We start from the raw sequence: 18,956 nt of genomic DNA on the forward strand, positions 1-18,956 counted from the left end.
CTGTTTTATATGCTGATAAAAATATAGTTAAATCAAATAGAAATTAAATTGGTATATGGCAAGCCTGCCATATAAATCTAGTTAGGTTTAAGGAAATACTGTGAGAAGAAAACAACGTCACTTAAACCAAGTTAAGGAAGATATATCAATACAAGTCCTTCGGGAAAAAATACCAGAAGAATGGGTTGTCCATAGTTACGGTTCAGACTATGGAATTGACTGTGTTGTTGAGCTTTTCGATTACGTTGATGAAAATAGGGATATTGCAGAGACCCTTGGCGAGAACTTCTTTGTTCAGCTAAAAGGCTCAAACCGTATCGAATATACAACAAGAAGAGCCTACGGAAGAGGGAACATTGCGAAAGGCGATCTTGTAGAAGACAAAACAGATTATGTTGATATCCCTGTAGCAAAATTTAAGCTTGAAATGTCTGAAATCCTTACAGTTCAGGCAATGGGTGTTGCAATCCCTGTCCTCCTTATTCTCGTAGATACAGATCTAAGGAAAGCATATTTTATTTGCCTAAATGACTATATAGATAAGGTCCTGATCCCCGAGGACCCAGATTACCTAAATAAAGCATCCAAAGTTATCTACATTCCCCTATCAAATGAAATTGTAAATACCGAAGATAATCTAGTTCCACTCAGAGCTTATGGAAAGCGCTCAAAAATGTATGGTGCTTTTGGTACATTCAACTATCAGCTCAGAGAAATCTGGCGCATCCAAGGACTATCTGCTGCACCCCATGCGGTGCCGCATGAGCAAGCAGTGAATATGATAAAAACATTTATTAGCGTTGCCCTACGGCAAGATATATGGTCTAGTCACGATTTCTGGAAGCCAATGACTTGGAGCTTTTCCGAGCTAAACACTCTAAAAGAAAAAATCAAAAACGGAGTTAAGCCAGAAGATAACTCTCAATTTCTACAATATTGTTCAGGGTTCATCTGGCATCGATTAGCAAATTTGGCAAACATGTATGAAGAATTGGTTAGGGAATGGTTCATGCCAACTTATCTAGCACAAATCACCTCGCTTCCACCAAATGAGGAGGCTTCGTCAAAAGCTGAAGAACCTAACAACTCGCTCAAGGCCGATGCCAAACCGGTGTGACCTTAACTCCAATATTATAATTTTTTGAATTACCTTATCTCCTTAAAAATAAAGCCGCTATCGAAGCGGCTTTATTAAATAATTTAGATTAATCTATAGCTAAATTCTAAAAACACTAGCACATGGAAACATCTGTAAGACCTAATTTCCTATGGTTTTAGGTGTGATAATAAATTAAGTATTCAGCTATAGTTATTCATCATCCATCATTGACTGGCTCATACCAACCGTATTAAAGCCACCATCAACATAAAGGATTTCACCCGTAATACCTGAAGCCCACGGCGAGCAAAGGAATAATGCTGCATTGCCCACTTCCTCAATCGTTACATTACGTTGTAATGGAGCGATTTTTTCATTGGCATCCAACATTTTACGGAATGATTTGATACCTGAAGCAGCCAAAGTACGGATTGGACCAGCAGAGATTGCATTTACACGAATCCCTTCTTTACCCAAGCTTAATGCTAAATAACGCACACCCGCTTCTAAAGATGCTTTAGCCATGCCCATCACGTTATAGTTTGGCATCACACGCTCAGAACCTTGGTAAGTCAAAGTCAATAAACAACCTTTACGTGCTTGTAATAATGGTTTAGCAGCACGAGCCATCGCAACAAAACTATACGCGCTAATGTCATGTGCCACTTTAAAACCATCACGATCCGTTACATCGGTAAAGTCACCATCCAAGGTATGCGCAGGCGCAAAACCAATCGAATGTACTACACCGTCTAAACCATCCCAATGTTTTGCCAATTCAACAAAAGTTTGTTCAATTTCAGCATCGACAGCCACATCACATGGTAGAACAATCGTTGAGCCAAATTGTGCTGCAAATTCATCTACACGTTTTTTCAGTTTTTCATTTGGATAAGTAAACGCAAGTTCCGCACCTTCACGGTGAAGTGCTTGAGCAATACCAAATGCAATTGATAATTTACTTGCAATACCTGCTACTAAAAAACGCTTTCCAGCCAATAGTCCTTGTGCCATGTGACTCTCACTCAAAATAATTTATCTGCATAATGCCAAGTTTAAGTTGAAACCGAAATTGCATAATGCGCCTTTTTTCAATTCATCAACATTCAATAACAAATACGCCCCGATGAAGGGGCGTATTTGTTAAAACTAGGGAAATTAGTCGTCGCCACGCAACATGCTGAGTAGACGTAGGAATGAATAGTACATCCACACCAAAGTTGCTAGTAGCGCAATACCACACAGCCACTCCATCGCTTTCGGAGCGTGTTGTGCCGCAGCACTTTCAATCAAATCAAAATCTAGAATTAAGTTCAGTGATGCAATCACTGCAACAAAAGCGGCAAAACCTAGACCTAATAAGTTGTTTTCAAATAAAAATGGAATACTTGAACCAAAAGCCAAACGCATGACCATCTGCACCACAAACACAATCGCGATGGCAATTGATGCCGACATCACTACCGATTTGAATTTTTCAGTGGCACGAATAATTTGAAAACGATACAAACCAAACATTACTAAAGTGGTGACAAAAGTTGCCAACAACGCTTGTAAAGGTACACCCGGATATTTCAATTGGAAGATAACCGACACCCCACCTAAAAAAGCACCTTCAAATAAGGCATATGGAATGGCAAGGGTACGTGCGGTATTTGGTTTAAAAGTTGCAATCAGGCCTAAAATTAGACCACCAATCGCACCGACTAAGGTTGCAGCATAAGCCAGTGAAATATTTAAGGTCATGAAACAGTATAAAAACAGTGCCATACCGACCACAGCTGCAATCACTGTAAGTAATACAGACTTCTGAATAGCACCTTGAACAGTCATCGGTTGACTATAGTCCGCATGTGTTTCCACGCGGTTCAAAATAGGGTTATTACTTTGCATAACTCAACTCTTTGTTATAATTTAATTAATTTACTTTATCATAAAGCTTGTTTTAAACTTGTATAGCAAAAAAGTGTTTCTTTTTTCTACACAAATACCCTCAGCTCTATTTTATTCGATTTCAATAAAAAAGAGGCTAACGCCTCTTTCTTTACCACTTATTTATTCATAATAAAAAAGTATTCACGATAATACTTCAGTTCCGCAATCGAATCACGAATGTCATCCATCGCTAAGTGTGAAGCATTCTTTTTCAAGCCACTCATAATTTCTGGACGCCAGCGTTTAGCCAACTCTTTTACCGAAGACACATCTAAATTACGATAATGGAAATATTGTTCCATTTCAGGCATTAAACGGTGTAAAAAACGGCGGTCTTGGCAGATTGAATTGCCACACATTGGTGAGCTTTTTGGATTGACCCATTTCTTTAGAAATTCTAAAGTTTGCTGCTCAGCATCTTGCGCAGTCAATTTACTGCGACGTACACGTTCAATTAAGCCGGATTGACCATGTTGGCGAGTGTTCCACTCATCCATTGCATTCAGCACACGGTCTGGCTGATGTACAGCAAGCACAGGCCCTTCAGCTAAAATATTTAAGTTATCATCCGTTACAATTGTAGCAACTTCAATAATTTGGTCATTATCAGTATCGAGACCTGTCATTTCAAGGTCAATCCAAATCAAACGCGTATCAGCGGTGCTGCTCATAAATGTGCAATCTTATTCGGCTTAAAAACGATGATAGTAGCAAATTAATTGCTTCGATGCTGTAACTGATACCCTGCTTCGTGCTATTTTTGCCATCTTGAATTCATGGTTTTTTAGGATATGAATGGCTTTAATTCGTAAACGTCGTTTAACTGAACAGCAACAACGTCGCATTCAGAAACAACAGCAAACACGTCAAGAAGATATCGACACTTCAAATGATTTAGAAGGCTTGGTGGTACAACACTACGGCCGTCAGCTTGAAGTGCAAGCCCTTACGACTCCAGATCCACATCCCATCAAACCGACGGTACAAGCAGGCGAACCTGAACCGTTTTGGAAACCAATTGAACTCGGCAGCATTTGGCGCTGTCACACACGCACCAACCTCGAACTACTGGTCACAGGTGATCGTGTCAAATGGCAAGCCGACCCAAATACAGGGCTCGGGATCATCAATGCCATACAGCCACGTCAGTCACTACTGACTCGTCCAGACCGTTATCACAAAGTGAAGCCTGTCGCGGCCAATGTCAGTCTGATTGTGATTGTGTTTGCGCCACTGCCTGAGCCTGCACCAGGTCTGATTGACCGTTATTTGGTGGCCTGTGCCGATGCCAATATTCCAGCACTTTTGGTGCTGAATAAAACCGATTTGCTCAAAGACAATGACCCGATTTTAGCGTTGATTGCGGAATATCAAGCCTTAGGCTATGAAGTGATGCAAACACAAGCCGATGGCGATTTAACCGCACTGACTCAGCGTTTAAAAAATGAAACTGTGGCCTTTGTCGGCCAATCTGGCGTTGGTAAAAGTACGCTGATTAATGCCATCGTGCCAGACGCTGCACAGAAAACCAATGTGATTTCTGAAAACTCAGCCTTAGGGCAGCACACCACGACCTCTACCCGTTTGATTGGTTTTGGCGAAGGCGCTTCGCTGATTGACTCACCGGGAATTCGTGAGTTTGGTTTATGGCACTTAGATGCGGACAAAGTGCAACGCGGCTTTCCTGAAATTGAAAACTTGTTGGGCTACTGTCAGTTCCGTAACTGCACCCATAAACATGAAAAACAATGCGCTTTACGCTTAGCTGCGGCAAATGGTGAAATTTTAACGCGCCGTTTAGACAGCTATTTACGTCTGATTGATGAAATTGCTGAAGCTCAGCAAAAAAATTAATTTTTATTCAACCTTAGCCCTTGAAGCGGTGATTTTGATCACCATATTTTATGAGCTATACTCTCTAGCAATTTTTGAATTGTAATTTAGGTGACTTGTGGAACGTTGGTTCGAGTTTATGGGGAATCACCCCTTCTTATTTGGAACACTTGCGGTATTGGTTGTTTTATTTTTCGTACTAGAAGGACAACGCAATGGTCGCAAAATTTCACCACAATCTTTAGGTATTTTAGTGAAAGCTAAAAATGCCATGTTGATTGACTTACGTGATGCCAAAGATTTCCGTGAAGGTCATATCAGTGGAAGTCGCAACATTCCCTACAGCCAAATTACAAAACATGCTGAAGAGTTAAAAGCTGCAGATCGTCCACTCGTGTTCATCTGTAACTTAGGCCAAGTGGCAGGTACCGCTTTACAACAAGTTGCACATACTGACAGCTATCGTTTAGATGGCGGGATTAGCAACTGGAAGGCTCAAGGCTTACCACTGGTTAAAGCTAAATAATTCGCACAAGGAGAAACTCATGGCTCAAGTCACTATTTACTCAACGACTGTATGTCCATATTGCGTTCGCGCAAAGCAGCTCCTTGAGCGTAAAGGCGTCGAATATAAAGAAATTAATTTATCTAAAGAAGCGCCAGAAGTCCGCATTGAATTGATGCAACGCACCAATCACCGTACGGTTCCACAAATTTTTATTGATGACCAATTTATTGGTGGTTTTGATCAGCTTTATGCTTTAGAGCGTGAAGGCAAACTCGACCAACTATTGGCATAATTAGCTCAGCATATTAAGGATTAGAAAATGAGTGAAGCTCAACCACAACTTGCTTTAGAACGTATTTACACAAAAGATATTTCTTTTGAAGTCCCTGGGGCGCAAGTTTTTACCAAAGAATGGCAACCAGAGTTAAACATTAACTTGTCATCTTCTGCTGAAAAAGTTGATCCAACTCACTACGAAGTTTCACTTAAAGTGGTTGTACAAGCAAACAATGCAGGCGACACGGCGTTTATTGTCGATGTTACTCAAGCGGGTATTTTCCTTGTAGATGGTGTTGAAGAAGAACGTCTTCCGTACATCTTAGGTGCATATTGCCCGAACATCTTGTTCCCGTTCCTTCGTGAAGCGGTGAATGATATGGTAACTAAAGGCAGTTTCCCACAATTGTTACTTACACCAATTAACTTTGATGCTGAGTTCGAAGCAAATATGCAGCGTGCTCAAGCAGCTGCCGTTGAAGGTCAAGCTTAACTTTAAGCCCTTCAAACATAAAAAAGACCGCTTTTGCGGTCTTTTTTATTGTACTGAATTATTTAAATGCTTTATGGCCTTGGTGCTTAATAGCCTCAAACTTGGTTGAACTTTGTTTGGCTTCCGCAAGTTTCCCAGCATGTACCAAATGTTGAGCATGTTCAATTTCTTGGGTTAATGCATCAAACTTTTGTTCATATTGTTTCACTTTAACACTGTCTTTTGGTTGTTTCACCAAACTGTCAGGTTTGTTTTGCTTAGCAGTTGCCGCAGCTTTTTGCATTTCAGTTAATGCGGTATTCGCCTCTGCGGCAGTCTTGGCTTGAGCAAAAGCTTTTGAGTTTTTCGCCAAAGATTTCATCGCACTTTCTAGCACTTCCGACGCTTGTGCAAGTCCTGCCAAACATAAACCACTGCTCAACAGCACAACCTTTAATAATGTTTTCATTCTTATTCCTGTGAGTTTGCAAAAAAATGCAGCCTAAGGCTGCATTGAATATCGCAAAATTGAAGACCGATGTAAATTAAAAATCATCATCACTTTCAGGGTCTCGATGTAAAGCATCGTGAATCGCTTCAACCAACTGTAAAGCAATTTCTTGTTTCGACGCTTTTTCCAAATCGCGCTTTTCCATTTTATAGCTTTCTGCAAAAAAGACCGTCATCGCATTTTCATCAGAAGCAAAACCAATATCAGGACGTGACACATCATTACAGGCAATCATATCGAGCTTTTTCGCCACCAATTTACCTGCGGCATATTCCTCGACATTGCGTGTTTCTGCTGCGAAACCCACCATGAACGGGCGTTTGTCTTGCTGTGCAATGGTCGCCACAATATCAGGGTTTTTGATTAAAGAAACATTGAGCTCGTCCCCAGCTTTCTTAATCTTATGCTCTGCGACTTCTGCAACACGATAGTCCGCAACAGCGGCAGTCGCGATAAACACATCACAGCCTTCATCTAACATTTGCATACTGGTATCCAACATTTTCATGGCAGATGAAACATTGATTCGGCGTACACCGTTTGGTGTGTCTAAACTTACAGGACCTGCAATTAAAGTCACTTTGGCTCCTGCAGCATAACAGGCAGCAGCAATGGCAAAGCCCATTTTTCCAGTACTGTGGTTGGAAATATAACGCACAGGATCAATCGCTTCACGCGTTGGCCCAGCAGTAATGGTGACTTTTTTACCCGCCAGCATCCCAAATTTTTCAGCCATGGCACGCTGCGCTTTATGGAAGTATTCTGTCACTTGATGTGCCAAATCCTCAGGCTCAGGCATACGGCCTAACCCGACATCACCACAAGCTTGCGCACCTGCATCTGGCATGATTACATGCATGCCATCTTCCACCAATGTCGCTAAATTACGCTGTGTGGATTTTGCCGCCCACATTTGTTGGTTCATGGCTGGTGCGACCCATACAGGGGCTTTGGTGGCTAAATATAAAGTAGAAAGCAAGTCATCGGCTAAACCCGCAGCAAACTTTGCGATGGTGTTGCAACTGGCAGGCGCAACCAAGAGTAAGTCTGCCCAACGTGCCAGCTCAATATGCCCCATGCCCGCTTCAGCTTCAGGATCGAGAAGTGCGGTATGGACAGGGTTGCCCGACAAAGCTTGAAAAGTTAGCGGCGTAATAAAAGCCTGTGCACCTTCGGTCATCACCACACGGACTTGAAAACCCGCATCTTTTAAACGGCGAACCAGAATGGCACTTTTATAGGCAGCAATACCACCCGTAACAGCTAAAAGGATATTTTTATTTGGAATTACACTGAGATCAAAGCTCACGAACAGGCTACCTTTCTGTTGCAGTGGCGATCACAATAGCATTAAATAGTCTCGTACCCAATCATCGATTGGGCCCTATTTCTCAGATTAAGAATAAAAAAGTATTAAATAATGCACTTATCCATAAAAAAATGGCCCGAACAAGAGCGGCCACGTGAACGCTTATTACAACAAGGGCCTGCCAGCCTCTCTGATGCGGAACTACTTGCTATTTTCATCCGTTCGGGTTCAACGCAACATTCTGCGGTCGAATTGGCACGTCTTTTGTTGCAACATTTTGGCAGTCTGAATGCGGTTTTTGATGCTGAACTGCCCGAGCTCAGCCAATTTCACGGCATTGGTCCGACCAAGTATTCACAATTAATGGCCGTCAAAGAATTGGGACGACGCTACAGTAGCCAGGAACTCAAGCAACAAAAGTTGGAACTCAATCATTCAGCTCAATTGCTCAAGTTTTTACAGTATGAATTTTCAGGCGAGAACCAAGAAGTCTTTGCCGTACTCTGTCTCGATGCACATTTAAGAAAAATAAACTTTAAAAAGTTGTTTTTTGGCGCAGTCAATTCTTGTGAAATATCGATCAATCAATTGCTCCGTTACTGTATTGCTCAACACGCTACCTTTATCGTGATTGCACATAATCATCCACTTGGAAAAGCTCAACCCTCCACGGCGGACATCGAACTGACCGAGCGCATTCTTCAAGCCAGTCAACTCGTGGACATTCAACTGATTGATCATTTTATTTTATCACCCGAAGGTGCTTTTTCTTTTGCTGAACACGGTCTGATCCAATCCATTTAAATATGCAGACAAATGATTGACAAATACGGTGACAAATATGAAGATCAAGCAAAATTGTAAAAGAATTCTAATCACATGATTGTGCGTGATCAGCCCAGTATTTTTAAGGTGCTTTTTTCATGGCGTGGCACCATTCTTCCCAAAGTTTTACCCCCTTTGGGCGTGGTCATGTTGGTCTCTGCCATTATTGGGATTTTGTCCTATGTCGGCTATTTTCATTTCCCTGAACTGCCCTTGGTCGGCTTCACTCTCATTGGGGTGGTACTTTCCATTTTCCTCGGCTTTAAAAATAGTGCCTGCTATGACCGTTGGTGGGAAGCACGGAAGCTATGGGGTATTTTAATTGCCAATTCACGTCACTTTGACCGTGACTGTCGTATCTTGACCCAAGGTCGTCGTGAACGTGTAATTCAACATGTGATTGTCTTTGCCAATGTCTTACGTGACCGTTTACGCCATCAAACAGCCAATCCAACAGAATTGGTGCAGACCAGTGGCTTAAGTCAAAATGCACTGACTCAGCTATATCAACAAGCCAATGCCCCGCAGTATACGCTCAGCTTGATTCAGTGGGAGTTGATGCAGGCATTAAAAGAAGGTGAAATTAGCGACATTGTGTATGCACAGCTGAATCAGCATGTTGCTGACTTGAGTGTGGTGCAAACTGGTTGTGACCGTATTGCGACAACGCCGCTACCTTTTGCCTACTCGGTATTACTCAATCGTACGGTGTATTTTTTCTGTCTCATTTTACCGTTTAGCTTAGGCTCAACCTTGGGTATTTTCACCCCACTATTGGTTGGTGTATTGGCCTATACTTTCTTAGGACTCGATGCTTTGAGTTCGGAAATTGAAGAACCTTTCGGAACGCAAAGTAATGACTTGCCGCTGGACTCGATGGTACGTACCATCGAAATTGAACTGCTTGGGACTTTAGGTAAACCGACTCCACCCCCCATTCAAGCACAAGACAATAATCTACTCTAATCGAGCGCACGCTTACCTTCTCTTATGCTAGATAGCTCTTGGAGAAGGTGGGAATGACCAGTACTCTTTAAACAAAACTTTCCCAAATCCCCACTTGTCCGTCTTTGACTCTGGGAATATTGCCCAACTTAATCCACGGCATATTGTCGCCATGAAAGTCACTCCCGACCGATACTTTTAAACCATGCTCAGCAATCATCCGATCCACCATTTGACGGGTAGATGTCGGTTCGACATTGGGCGGTAACTCAACCGCATCTCCACCAAACTGCGCAAATATTTCAATCAGATAGCGAATGTTCGTAGCAGATAAATCATACCGTGTCGGATGCGCCAACACGGCAAAACCGCCACTGGCATGAATCATTTGAATAGTTTCTTCTAAGCCCAGCCCATCAAATTTTACGTAGGCTTTCTTACCTTCCTTAATATATTTATCAAACGCTTGTTGCGCACGACTCACATACTTTTTTTCAACCAAGGTTTTGGCAATATGGGTTCGAGTCACACGGTCAGGCATCTGTTCAACTTTCGCCAAAACATCGAGATAAATATCTTCACCAATCAATGGAATCAACAAATCACAGATTTGCTTAGCGCGTCGCGCACGGATTTGTTTTTGCTGTTCAAGGCATTTTTGCAGTGGTTCTAAGTCTTGCATATTCAATGCAACCACATGCACACCATAGTTTTTCTGGGTTGAGGGTCTCGACCACTGACTCGAAATTTCTACACCCGAAATAATACGCATCGCATGCGACTTTGCAGCCAACTCTGCCAACGCAAGACCATCCATGGTGTCATGGTCTGTCAAAGCCAAGGTATGGATGCCTTTTTCCGCGGCAGCATCAACCAATTGCTTCGGTGTGAAAGTGCCATCAGAAATATTGCTGTGAGTATGTAAATCTACGCCTTCCATCACTTATACTAGCTATTTATTTGAACAGATTTAGATACTCTAACATGAAAGCACTTTTAGACTTTGTGCCGCTGATCATTTTCTTTTATTTATATAAAACTGTAGATCCTAAAAATACTGATCACCCATTGCTCCAATTGATTGGTTCTGCTGGGGGTGTCGATAATAATAATATTCTTGTAGCCACCACAGGTTTGATTATTTCGATGCTGGTGGTTTACGGCGCACTGTTCTTCATGCAAAAGTTCCGTTTAGACAAACAACAGTGGATTGTGTTGTTTATGACGGTTATTTTCGGCGGTGTCACCTTAATGCTGTCGGATGACTTTTACATCAAACTCAAAGCGGCCTTACTGAATATTATTTTCTCAGGCGCTTTCTTACTTTCTCCTTATTTTGGCAAAGAACGTAAACCGCTGATCAAACGCTTGTTCGGCCCAATCTTCAATTTATCCGACTCGGGTTGGATAAATTTAAACTTTGCATGGGCTGCTATGTTTGCCCTCATGTCTTTTTTACACGTATTTTTCGCATTTTTATTTATGGACGGAAAATATTGGGGAGAATTCACGGCTTTTGGTGACATGATCGTGATGTTTTCCTTTATCATTATTCAGTTTATTGTATTGCGTAAATACTTTAAATCTTCTGAAGAGTAATTTAGCCAGAACATACATCGAGAACTCATATGCCGCTATTCGTCGTGACATGTACCGATCAAGAAGGTACAGTCGAAAAACGTCTTGCTACACGTCCAGAACATCTTGCTCGTTTACAAAAGCTCAATGATGAAGGTCGTTTAATTGTTGCAGGAGCGATGCCAAAAGATCCAAGCAATCCGCAAGCAGGCTTTTACGGCAGTACAATCATTGTTGACTTTGAATCACGTGAAGCACTCGATGTCTGGTTACAGGAAGAGCCATTCTTAAAAGCAGAGGTTTATCGTCAGATTGATGTTAAACCATTTAATAAAGCATTCCCTCAAGGATAAGGTCATGCGCGTTGTTGTCACAAGCTTATTGGGCTTATCTCTTCTTTCTTCTATGGCGTGGGCCGTTGAAACCGCTCCTGCCCCGAGTGTAGCCCCAGCTGTACCAGCAACGACTGCCGCACCTGTTCTGGTGCAAGGCAGTACAACTCAACCGAAAATCATTCCAGCGGTGGCCACAGTTAGCCCAACAGGTCAACCACAAGAAGCCAAACCACTCACCGCTGAACAACTTGCCAAAAACAAAGCATTGCAAGATGCAAAAGTCAAAGCACTGGTCAAAGACCAAGCTTCACGTCTTGCACAATTGGAAAAAGCCAACCTTGATGCTTTGGCGCAAAACCAAGAGCTACAACTCAAAAATGATAGCCTTGGTGTACAAGTACAAGTCTTACAAAGCGAACGCAGTGCGCAAATGTTCCTCTACGGCGCGGCAACCATCGCTGCTGGTGTATTACTGGGTTTCTTAATTGCCAGTTACGTTTATACCAAACGCCGTCGTCAGTGGTAAGCTAAGCCCTATTGAAAACAATAGGGTGCTGTGGTTGTGTCGCGTGCAATTCAAACTGCCGATTTAGAATGGCAACATATTGATGGCATAGATGTGCCAGTTTCAAAACAATTTGGCGATGTCTATTTTTCCAAAGACAATGGTCTACTTGAAACACGCCATGTGTTTTTAAATGGCAACGATTTATCTGAGCGCCTGTCAAATCTTCAGCCCTTTGAATATTTTAGTGTGGGTGAAACAGGCTTTGGCACAGGGCTCAACATCTTGGCGCTTTGGCAACTTTGGCAACAGGTTCGCCCAAATAACCACAGCCACCTCCATGCCATTTCAGTTGAAAAATTTCCGCTGTCTAAAACGGATCTAATACGCGCACTCAATGTCTGGCCTGAACTCAAACCGATCGCCGATCAACTGATCGCACAGTACCCGCATCCGATTGCGGGTTGTCATCGCCTGAGCTTCTCTGAGGAACGTTTCAGCCTTGACCTTTGGTTAGGCGATGCCCACGATGTTTTCCCCAGTATGGCAAAAACCAGTAGCGTTAACGCATGGTTCCTCGATGGTTTCGCGCCTGCCTGTAACCCAGACATATGGGAAGAGCAAGTACTGAATCACATTGTTCGCTTATCTGGTATTGGAACGACATTTTCTTCATTTAGTGTCGCAGGCGTGCTCAAACGTGGTTTAACGCAGCATGGTATTTCTATTTCACGTCCGCGTGGCTATAAGCATAAACGCGAAATGCTCAAAGCCATCTGGTTAGCTGCTGAGCCTGAAAATACATCAGACGCTGTAGATACCAAATCAGTATTAAATCAAAATCGACCTGATCAAGTACTACACGCTTGTAAACAACGCCAAATTGCAATCATTGGCGCAGGGATTGCAGGTTTAACTAGTGCATGGGCCTTTGCTGAGCGTGGGCACCAAGTCACGCTCTACGACCAATCTGAGCCACTTGCAGGAGGTTCAGGCAATCCGCTGGCGTTACTTAATCCCAAACTTTGTCCAATTGAACAAAGTCATGAGCATTTAATGACTTTGGCTTGGCAACATGCTTTACAGCACTATCCCAAGTTTCAGGCTTTTCGCCCCATTCAAGTACATCAACTGGCACTGAAAAAAGCCGAAGACTTACTCGATCTCGAACAACAATATCCTACGGGTCTTCTGACAGCCGAAACTGCTGCTAATTCTGCGTTAATCACTGAATATCCAAGTCTGAATCTAACTGAAGCTGGCGCTGTCTCACCACATCAACTCAGAGATCAAATCTTAGCGCATCCGCTGATTCAGTTCGTACAAGCCAACATTACTCAAATCCACCCAGAGCACAATGAACTTTTCAATGAAGAAGCTCAATCTCTCGGGCAATTTGATCACGTGATTATCTGTTGTGCACGCCACACAGCTACTTTCTTTGAGCACTACCCTGTGCTGAAGCCCATTCGCGGACAAGTCAGTTGGGTGGAGAATACTGCGCAACCTTTAGCCCTCAATCAAGCTTATAGCTATGGCGGCTATTGTATGCAGCTTGATGCTCAACAACTCATATTAGGTGCATCCTTCTATCCAAATCGGGACGACAGCGATGTTTTACTTGAAGACCATGTGCATAACTACGAGCTTATCCACAGTGTCTTTCCACATTATGCACAATCACTTCCTGATGTGAGGACTTGGCAAGGCCGTGCATCTGTTCGCGCGCAAAGTTTGGACTATTTTCCAGTCCTTGGAAAAATGTCTGAACAGACTGAAATTTATAGCTTTGCGGGCCTGGGCTCTAAAGGCTTTTTGTTTGCCCCTTTATGTAGTGAAATTTTAGCGGCACAGATACTAAAAGAGGCCTGCCCTGTTCCTGAGTCATTGCTACAAAAGCTCAGTCCGACCCGATTCCAGAAAAAGCTCAAAGCTAAAAAGCCTTATTTTAAAGCGCAGTCTTAGTTCTGCTTATGACTCAAGTACAGCGTATGGCGCTATAAATAGAGAAATGTAAATTTCTAAGACATTAAAAAAGCGCCTTACGGCGCTTTTTTTGCTTCTGCTTAATGACTTTGTTCTAAGGCTAAACCAGCATCACGAGCAGCACGGGTACCACCCATTAAAATCACATACTCACGCGCACTGTCAAAACCTTCGAGTAACTCTGCAGCACGTGGCGCTTTACTACCGCCACCACATAAAATGTAAATCGTTTGATCCGTCGACACTTGAGTAAGGCTCTGTGCTGAAAGTTCTGTGATTGGCTGATTAATCGCCCCTTTCACGTGTGCTTCAGCATAAGCACTTGAATCGCGTACATCCCAGATGATCGCATCCTCTGGGAACTCAAATGATGTAATTTCTTGTTTACGGATCATTGCGCACTCCTTTGATGTAAACAACACTTGGCAAATGAAGAAAACATCCCTAGCATCTCAGATATTCTTTCCATTTGTAAAGGTTTAATCCATGCCATCTTTTGATATTGTTTCAGAATTAGAAATTTTTGAAGTAAATCATGCCGTTCAGAACACCCAAAAGGAAATCGCAACTCGTTTCGACTTCCGTGGTCAGGACGTTTCAATTGAACTCAATGAAAAAAACAAAGAAATCAAAATCTCAACTGAAAGTGATTTCCAGTGTGAACAAGTTTATACCATGTTAGAGAACCATTTCTTTAAGCGTAAAGTCGATATTCAAGCGCTTGATCCACAAAAAATGACTGCTTCAGGTAAAAATGTACTTCAAGTGGTGAAATTAAAAGACGGACTTGACTCAGATACCGCAAAAAAAATTAACAAGGCCATTAAAGAAAGCGGCATTAAAGTGCAATCTTCAATTCAAGGCGACAAAATTCGTGTGACTGATAAAAAGCGCGATACATTACAGCAAGTAATGACCTTTTTAAAAGAACAACAATTTGGTCTGCCTTTACAGTTCAATAACTTTAAAGACTAATACTCTTGTTTGATCATTTGAGGTAACTATGCCAAAGGCCAATCGCTTATCAAAACTTGTAAAAACCACGTCACGCTTGCCGAAAGCATTACGTACGCGATTATGGAGTCAAGCTTTTGGTCGCATAGTTCCCATGGTCGGCAGTGCTAATATTCGTTATTTGCAAGTCAGTCACAGCGAAGTCGTAGTCAAAATCGAAAATCACCGTGCCATGCAAAACCATATTGGTCAGCTGCATGCCTGTGCCATGGCCTTAATTGCTGAAACGGCAACAGGTTTTGTAACAGGGATGAATGTGCCTGATCATTGCATCGTTCTGATTAAAAGCATGCACGTTGACTTTAAACGTCCAAGTAAAGGTGCCATGACAGCGACAGCCACCTTAACACCAGAACAGCAGCAGTTGATGCAAACCACCGCCAGAGGTGAAACTTTAGTTTCTGTGACAGTAATGGATGAATCGGGTGAAGCACCCGTTCAATGTGAAATGTTATGGGCATGGCTCGACAAAGCATCATTAAAAAAGTAAAAATGTAAAGGCTCTAGACTAGCAGATTTACACTTAATTTTACCTAATGAGGTTCCACAGCTCAGTTGCTAACTCATTAGGTTCCCTCATCCAACGCCATTCAGTTTCTTTAAGATGATAATCAAAGTACTCTTTTGATATGCCGTTAAACTTTGCTAGCCTTCTTTTACAAAAGCTCCAAAATGATTCTATTCCATTTATATGGCATTGTCCTCTAGCAAACTCATTTGCTCCGTGATTTACCCTAAAATGCTTTGAATAACCCACATCAACAAGACCATTATAGCCACGCCATCCATCACTATAAATCACACTCTCAAGTGAAACTTTACCAATGATAACCTCTTGTAAAGTCTTCATTTTACAGTCAGGTACGATTTCAGTATAGACGCGCCCATTACGTTCGAATATTCCAAATACTGGCTGTTTTAGAGTCCCACGACCACGCTTTAACTTTCCATGAAACCCACGTTGCCTTTTCGCTCCAAAATAGCTTTCATCTACTTCTATTGAACCAACAAACTTAGCTCTTAAATCTGTTTGATGATCATAGATAGTTTCTCTAAAAAGCATGTACCAATAATTAATCGTATTACGATTTAAATTGAGTAATAAGGCTGTTTTGGAAGCAGGAATATCAACACAAAAGCATTGAATAATTTTTTTAATCTTGTAGTGACTTAATTTACTGTTTTCTATCATTATTCTAGACTAACATAATTATTCTGCTAGTCTAGAGCCATGTAAATATAACTTACTGTTTGGTAAGTATAAAATTTACAACAACACGCTAAAGCTGCGACTAAAACTTACTATATCTTTGTTTCGACTCAGCTCAAAATCATGCTACATAACATGAATATTTGAGCTGACTTGATGAAAAAAGACTAATTTTAGCGACTGCCTTATTTTCTTTGGGGCTGGTGGCCTGCCAACAGCACAACCCAGCCAACTCATCGGTTTCAACAACGCCGAGTCATCATTCTGCCTCTGCTCTGACCGAACAGAATAAAAAAATTGTGGTGGACTTTTATGAAGGGGTTTTTAGCAAACATCAGGTTCAAACCTATTCAGACCGCTATATTGGTACACAATACATTCAACATAATCCCTATGTTGCAGACGGCAAAGCGCCTTTTGTAAACTATTTCACCCAGTATTTTAAAGAACACCCACAAGCAAAAAGTACCATCAAGCGTGTGATTGCCGATGGTGATTTGGTTGTACTGCACGTCCACTCCACTCAAAATGCACAAGATCGTGGTGAAGCCGTTGTCGATATTTTCCGCGTCGAACAAGGCAAAATTGTAGAACATTGGGATGTGATACAAAGCATTCCCGCGGAGTCCGCCAACCGCAATACTATGTTTTAATCCATAGGACTATATGGAATAACAATAAAAAAGCCAGTGATTACACTGGCTTTTTTTGCAGACTGGCTCAAACCTTAGTTGGATTGGCTCGCAAGAAACTTTTCTTTAACATCCGCTGGAATCTGACGTTTATTGCCTTTGACATCAACCGCAACAAAGGTAAATACACCTTCAGTCACACGTACAGGTGGACGTGAACTGTCATGGCTATCCCACACTTCAATTTCCATCTGAATAGACGTATTACCCACTTTTAACAGTTTGGTATAACAACTGATGACATCGCCAACTTTCACTGGAACTAAGAACGTCATCTGATTAATTGAAATCGTTGCACAGCGTCCCTTACTAAAACGCTCTGCGTGAATTGCACCCGCCAAATCCATTTGTGACACAATCCAACCACCAAAAACATCTCCACTCCAGTTGGTATCGGCTGGCATTGCAATTGTCTGAAGAGACAACATTCCTTCTGGTTTCACATGAATCTCTGACACGTTGACTCCAATTTTCGTTATGACTGGGCTTGCAACTGTTGATCTAACCATTGTTGCAATTGTGGCGCACGAAGCGCACCGCTTATTCTAGCAATTTCGGTGGTTTTATTCATTAAAACTAGGGTCGGAATGCTGCGTACGTTAAACGCACTGCTCAATCGCGGAGATTCTTCGGTATTAATTTTAGCAAAAATAACCTGCGGATTTTGCTTAGCCACTTCAGCAAAGTGCGGAGCCATCATTTTACATGGACCACACCACTCTGCCCATAAATCAATAAACACTGGCAAATCGCTATGGCTAATGAACTGGCTAAAATTCTGCTCATTCAATTCAACTGGAGCCGCAGGTAAAAGCGCTGCGTGGCACTGACCGCAGCTTGGATTGGCACTCAATTTCTCTTCAGGCACACGATTTTTGGCTAAGCAAGTAGGACAGACGATAATCATTTAGTTGACTCCAATATGTTGATGTAAGAATTCTAATTGGGTCGAAATGGCTTTTTCAAACCAACTGGCATGATAAATATCAAAATGCTGCATCTCCCATTCATGATATTGAACAAAAGGGGCAATATTGGTCGCTGCTTCACGACTGGATTCAATTGGAATTAAACTATCATGCTTGGCGGCAATGAAAAGTACAGGAATATTAATTTGTCTGACATTTTGAATGGGACGATAACGAATTAAATTAAAAAAGAGTCGGGCAGGTATCTCACCACTCCAATAATAATCAGGATTAATAATCGAACGATACCCCAAATAGGCATCTTGCGTCGGCAAAAAACATAACTCTCGTGGATCAACCACAGGTAAAGTGGTCGGAGACATGCCCACTTTCCCCCCCATATAATCTTGACTGGATAGTTTTAAGGCTTTGGGGAACTGTTGCAAAGGATATAACTTCGCACTGGCTGCCCCATCCACAAAAGGCACTTGCGCCATCACGGCCTGTACATTCTTGAACTCTGCTGCAATATCGAGCACATAACCACCACTGAGCGCTGTCCCCCACAGCACGATCCGTCGATTATCGATCGACTTACGTTCTTTGAGGTGGTTAATCATGGTCCGCCAATCTTCAAGCTGCTTCTTAATCGAAACCAGTTCTCGTGGACGTCCGGTACTACCGCCCCAATAACGGTAATCAAATAACACGACTGCATAACCCGCTTGTGCAAAACGTTGTGCAAATTGGATCAGTTTGAATTGGCGCAGCCCAGCCAAACCATGGGCCATCACAATCACTGCTGGTTTTTCTTCGGTTTTCGGACGATAAAAATCCGCAGCAATGACCTCTTGGCCACTTTTGACATATAGCGGTTCAACGGTATAGGCGTGCATACCTGCTCCATTGCGTTATTTTATGGTTGTAATCGCTTATAAATATTTCAACAGCATAGGCTGAGCTTTCAGCTTAATGCTATCATAAAGCATATCTCGATTAGTTTAATTTTGGAGTG

Annotated in this window: 25 protein-coding genes; 14 read left to right on the forward strand and 11 right to left on the reverse strand. The window is 42.2% G+C overall.

Annotated features, from left to right (window positions below; all coding sequences use genetic code 11):
* The first annotated feature begins 100 nt into the window (after positions 1-100).
* On the forward strand, positions 101-1,117 hold the full coding sequence (locus tag HUK62_RS15400; RefSeq protein WP_176538297.1) for a DUF4365 domain-containing protein: 1,017 nt from the start codon (positions 101-103) through the stop codon (positions 1,115-1,117).
* Between the two features lie 192 nt (positions 1,118-1,309).
* Here the strand turns inward: HUK62_RS15400 and HUK62_RS15405 are convergent, their stop codons facing one another.
* From HUK62_RS15405 to orn, 3 genes are all read right to left on the reverse strand, one after another.
* Entirely contained in the window at positions 1,310-2,113 is an 804-nt protein-coding gene (locus tag HUK62_RS15405) for an enoyl-ACP reductase (RefSeq protein WP_176538298.1), read from the reverse strand.
* Positions 2,114-2,257: 144 nt separating this feature from the next.
* Positions 2,258-2,992 (reverse strand): Bax inhibitor-1/YccA family protein, encoded by a 735-nt coding sequence (locus HUK62_RS15410; protein ID WP_004697636.1) that lies wholly within the window; start codon positions 2,990-2,992, stop codon positions 2,258-2,260.
* A gap of 158 nt (positions 2,993-3,150) precedes the next feature.
* Positions 3,151-3,705 (reverse strand): oligoribonuclease, encoded by a 555-nt coding sequence (gene orn / locus HUK62_RS15415; RefSeq protein ID WP_004697635.1) that lies wholly within the window; start codon positions 3,703-3,705, stop codon positions 3,151-3,153.
* Positions 3,706-3,829: 124 nt separating this feature from the next.
* Between orn and rsgA the strand changes: the two genes are divergently transcribed.
* The 4 genes from rsgA (at position 3,830) to secB (ending at position 6,144) form a co-directional block, all read left to right on the forward strand.
* The gene (gene rsgA / locus HUK62_RS15420; RefSeq protein ID WP_176538299.1) at positions 3,830-4,888 is read left to right on the forward strand and encodes a ribosome small subunit-dependent GTPase A; all 1,059 of its coding nucleotides are present in this window, start codon (positions 3,830-3,832) and stop codon (positions 4,886-4,888) included.
* Between the two features lie 97 nt (positions 4,889-4,985).
* A complete protein-coding gene (locus HUK62_RS15425; RefSeq protein WP_004697633.1) occupies positions 4,986-5,393 on the forward strand; it encodes a rhodanese-like domain-containing protein in 408 nt (135 codons plus the stop codon).
* 19 nt (positions 5,394-5,412) lie between these two features.
* Positions 5,413-5,667, forward strand: coding sequence for a glutaredoxin 3 (grxC, locus tag HUK62_RS15430; RefSeq protein ID WP_004697632.1), 255 nt, complete (start codon positions 5,413-5,415; stop codon positions 5,665-5,667).
* 27 nt (positions 5,668-5,694) lie between these two features.
* A complete protein-coding gene (gene secB / locus HUK62_RS15435; protein WP_004697631.1) occupies positions 5,695-6,144 on the forward strand; it encodes a protein-export chaperone SecB in 450 nt (149 codons plus the stop codon).
* A gap of 58 nt (positions 6,145-6,202) precedes the next feature.
* Here the strand turns inward: secB and HUK62_RS15440 are convergent, their stop codons facing one another.
* Complete coding sequence (locus HUK62_RS15440) at positions 6,203-6,592, reverse strand: cytochrome b562 (RefSeq protein ID WP_176538300.1); 390 nt, start codon at positions 6,590-6,592, stop codon at positions 6,203-6,205.
* Positions 6,593-6,668: 76 nt separating this feature from the next.
* On the reverse strand, positions 6,669-7,943 hold the full coding sequence (gene coaBC, locus HUK62_RS15445) for a bifunctional phosphopantothenoylcysteine decarboxylase/phosphopantothenate--cysteine ligase CoaBC (RefSeq protein WP_176538301.1): 1,275 nt from the start codon (positions 7,941-7,943) through the stop codon (positions 6,669-6,671).
* 111 nt (positions 7,944-8,054) lie between these two features.
* Here coaBC and radC point away from each other — a divergent pair, with 111 nt between their 5' ends.
* Positions 8,055-8,747, forward strand: coding sequence for a DNA repair protein RadC (gene radC, locus HUK62_RS15450; RefSeq protein ID WP_176538302.1), 693 nt, complete (start codon positions 8,055-8,057; stop codon positions 8,745-8,747).
* A gap of 75 nt (positions 8,748-8,822) precedes the next feature.
* Entirely contained in the window at positions 8,823-9,734 is a 912-nt protein-coding gene (locus HUK62_RS15455; RefSeq protein WP_004697627.1) for a bestrophin family protein, read from the forward strand.
* Positions 9,735-9,801: 67 nt separating this feature from the next.
* Here the strand turns inward: HUK62_RS15455 and HUK62_RS15460 are convergent, their stop codons facing one another.
* A complete protein-coding gene (locus HUK62_RS15460) occupies positions 9,802-10,653 on the reverse strand; it encodes a PHP domain-containing protein (protein ID WP_176538303.1) in 852 nt (283 codons plus the stop codon).
* A 44-nt stretch (positions 10,654-10,697) separates the two neighbouring features.
* Between HUK62_RS15460 and HUK62_RS15465 the strand changes: the two genes are divergently transcribed.
* From HUK62_RS15465 to mnmC, 4 genes are read left to right on the forward strand one after another with little or no spacing between them, the layout of a single operon-like run.
* Positions 10,698-11,312, forward strand: a complete 615-nt coding sequence (locus HUK62_RS15465; RefSeq protein WP_078390224.1) for a septation protein IspZ — start codon at positions 10,698-10,700, stop codon at positions 11,310-11,312.
* A 29-nt stretch (positions 11,313-11,341) separates the two neighbouring features.
* A complete protein-coding gene (locus HUK62_RS15470; protein ID WP_176538304.1) occupies positions 11,342-11,644 on the forward strand; it encodes a YciI family protein in 303 nt (100 codons plus the stop codon).
* Between the two features lie 4 nt (positions 11,645-11,648).
* Positions 11,649-12,152 (forward strand): hypothetical protein, encoded by a 504-nt coding sequence (locus HUK62_RS15475; RefSeq protein ID WP_176538305.1) that lies wholly within the window; start codon positions 11,649-11,651, stop codon positions 12,150-12,152.
* A gap of 36 nt (positions 12,153-12,188) precedes the next feature.
* Positions 12,189-14,096, forward strand: coding sequence for an FAD-dependent 5-carboxymethylaminomethyl-2-thiouridine(34) oxidoreductase MnmC (gene mnmC / locus HUK62_RS15480; protein ID WP_176538306.1), 1,908 nt, complete (start codon positions 12,189-12,191; stop codon positions 14,094-14,096).
* 101 nt (positions 14,097-14,197) lie between these two features.
* Here mnmC and HUK62_RS15485 read toward each other — a convergent pair whose 3' ends face one another.
* The gene (locus HUK62_RS15485; protein WP_176538307.1) at positions 14,198-14,512 is read right to left on the reverse strand and encodes a rhodanese-like domain-containing protein; all 315 of its coding nucleotides are present in this window, start codon (positions 14,510-14,512) and stop codon (positions 14,198-14,200) included.
* 91 nt (positions 14,513-14,603) lie between these two features.
* On the opposite strand from HUK62_RS15485, the gene HUK62_RS15490 reads away from it, so the two are divergent.
* Complete coding sequence (locus HUK62_RS15490; RefSeq protein WP_004697619.1) at positions 14,604-15,092, forward strand: YajQ family cyclic di-GMP-binding protein; 489 nt, start codon at positions 14,604-14,606, stop codon at positions 15,090-15,092.
* Positions 15,093-15,120: 28 nt separating this feature from the next.
* Complete coding sequence (locus HUK62_RS15495; RefSeq protein ID WP_078425653.1) at positions 15,121-15,621, forward strand: DUF4442 domain-containing protein; 501 nt, start codon at positions 15,121-15,123, stop codon at positions 15,619-15,621.
* Positions 15,622-15,660: 39 nt separating this feature from the next.
* On the opposite strand, the gene HUK62_RS15500 is transcribed toward HUK62_RS15495, so the two are convergent.
* Positions 15,661-16,323: an IS1595-like element ISAcra1 family transposase gene (locus HUK62_RS15500; RefSeq protein WP_016651315.1), complete on the reverse strand. Its 663-nt coding sequence runs from the start codon at positions 16,321-16,323 to the stop codon at positions 15,661-15,663.
* Positions 16,324-16,544: 221 nt separating this feature from the next.
* Here HUK62_RS15500 and HUK62_RS15505 point away from each other — a divergent pair, with 221 nt between their 5' ends.
* Positions 16,545-16,994 (forward strand): ester cyclase, encoded by a 450-nt coding sequence (locus tag HUK62_RS15505; RefSeq protein ID WP_228723708.1) that lies wholly within the window; start codon positions 16,545-16,547, stop codon positions 16,992-16,994.
* Positions 16,995-17,068: 74 nt separating this feature from the next.
* Here the strand turns inward: HUK62_RS15505 and HUK62_RS15510 are convergent, their stop codons facing one another.
* The 3 genes from HUK62_RS15510 to HUK62_RS15520 are packed head-to-tail and all read right to left on the reverse strand — an operon-like array spanning position 17,069 to position 18,837.
* Positions 17,069-17,491 (reverse strand): acyl-CoA thioesterase, encoded by a 423-nt coding sequence (locus HUK62_RS15510; protein ID WP_004697616.1) that lies wholly within the window; start codon positions 17,489-17,491, stop codon positions 17,069-17,071.
* Between the two features lie 17 nt (positions 17,492-17,508).
* On the reverse strand, positions 17,509-17,940 hold the full coding sequence (gene trxC / locus HUK62_RS15515; RefSeq protein WP_176538308.1) for a thioredoxin TrxC: 432 nt from the start codon (positions 17,938-17,940) through the stop codon (positions 17,509-17,511).
* Positions 17,941-18,837 carry an alpha/beta fold hydrolase gene (locus HUK62_RS15520; RefSeq protein ID WP_125280227.1) on the reverse strand — a complete coding sequence of 299 codons (897 nt, stop codon included), beginning with the start codon at positions 18,835-18,837 and terminating at the stop codon, positions 17,941-17,943.
* Between the last annotated feature and the right edge of the window lie 119 nt (positions 18,838-18,956).

The sequence above is a fragment of the Acinetobacter sp. NEB 394 genome (assembly GCF_013374795.1).
Taxonomy (GTDB): domain Bacteria; phylum Pseudomonadota; class Gammaproteobacteria; order Pseudomonadales; family Moraxellaceae; genus Acinetobacter; species Acinetobacter johnsonii.

Excerpts from the sequence above, each read along its gene's own strand:
- HUK62_RS15405 (WP_176538298.1), bottom strand. The coding sequence starts at position 2,113 with ATGGCACAAGGACTATTGGCTGGAAAGCGTTTTTTAGTAGCAGGTATT.
- HUK62_RS15410 (WP_004697636.1), bottom strand. The coding sequence starts at position 2,992 with ATGCAAAGTAATAACCCTATTTTGAACCGCGTGGAAACACATGCGGAC.
- orn (WP_004697635.1), bottom strand. The coding sequence starts at position 3,705 with ATGAGCAGCACCGCTGATACGCGTTTGATTTGGATTGACCTTGAAATG.
- rsgA (WP_176538299.1), top strand. The coding sequence starts at position 3,830 with ATGGCTTTAATTCGTAAACGTCGTTTAACTGAACAGCAACAACGTCGC.
- grxC (WP_004697632.1), top strand. The coding sequence starts at position 5,413 with ATGGCTCAAGTCACTATTTACTCAACGACTGTATGTCCATATTGCGTT.
- secB (WP_004697631.1), top strand. The coding sequence starts at position 5,695 with ATGAGTGAAGCTCAACCACAACTTGCTTTAGAACGTATTTACACAAAA.
- HUK62_RS15440 (WP_176538300.1), bottom strand. The coding sequence starts at position 6,592 with ATGAAAACATTATTAAAGGTTGTGCTGTTGAGCAGTGGTTTATGTTTG.
- radC (WP_176538302.1), top strand. The coding sequence starts at position 8,055 with ATGCACTTATCCATAAAAAAATGGCCCGAACAAGAGCGGCCACGTGAA.
- HUK62_RS15455 (WP_004697627.1), top strand. The coding sequence starts at position 8,823 with ATGATTGTGCGTGATCAGCCCAGTATTTTTAAGGTGCTTTTTTCATGG.
- HUK62_RS15460 (WP_176538303.1), bottom strand. The coding sequence starts at position 10,653 with ATGGAAGGCGTAGATTTACATACTCACAGCAATATTTCTGATGGCACT.
- HUK62_RS15465 (WP_078390224.1), top strand. The coding sequence starts at position 10,698 with ATGAAAGCACTTTTAGACTTTGTGCCGCTGATCATTTTCTTTTATTTA.
- HUK62_RS15470 (WP_176538304.1), top strand. The coding sequence starts at position 11,342 with ATGCCGCTATTCGTCGTGACATGTACCGATCAAGAAGGTACAGTCGAA.
- HUK62_RS15475 (WP_176538305.1), top strand. The coding sequence starts at position 11,649 with ATGCGCGTTGTTGTCACAAGCTTATTGGGCTTATCTCTTCTTTCTTCT.
- HUK62_RS15485 (WP_176538307.1), bottom strand. The coding sequence starts at position 14,512 with ATGATCCGTAAACAAGAAATTACATCATTTGAGTTCCCAGAGGATGCG.
- HUK62_RS15490 (WP_004697619.1), top strand. The coding sequence starts at position 14,604 with ATGCCATCTTTTGATATTGTTTCAGAATTAGAAATTTTTGAAGTAAAT.
- HUK62_RS15495 (WP_078425653.1), top strand. The coding sequence starts at position 15,121 with ATGCCAAAGGCCAATCGCTTATCAAAACTTGTAAAAACCACGTCACGC.
- HUK62_RS15500 (WP_016651315.1), bottom strand. The coding sequence starts at position 16,323 with ATGATAGAAAACAGTAAATTAAGTCACTACAAGATTAAAAAAATTATT.
- trxC (WP_176538308.1), bottom strand. The coding sequence starts at position 17,940 with ATGATTATCGTCTGTCCTACTTGCTTAGCCAAAAATCGTGTGCCTGAA.
- HUK62_RS15520 (WP_125280227.1), bottom strand. The coding sequence starts at position 18,837 with ATGCACGCCTATACCGTTGAACCGCTATATGTCAAAAGTGGCCAAGAG.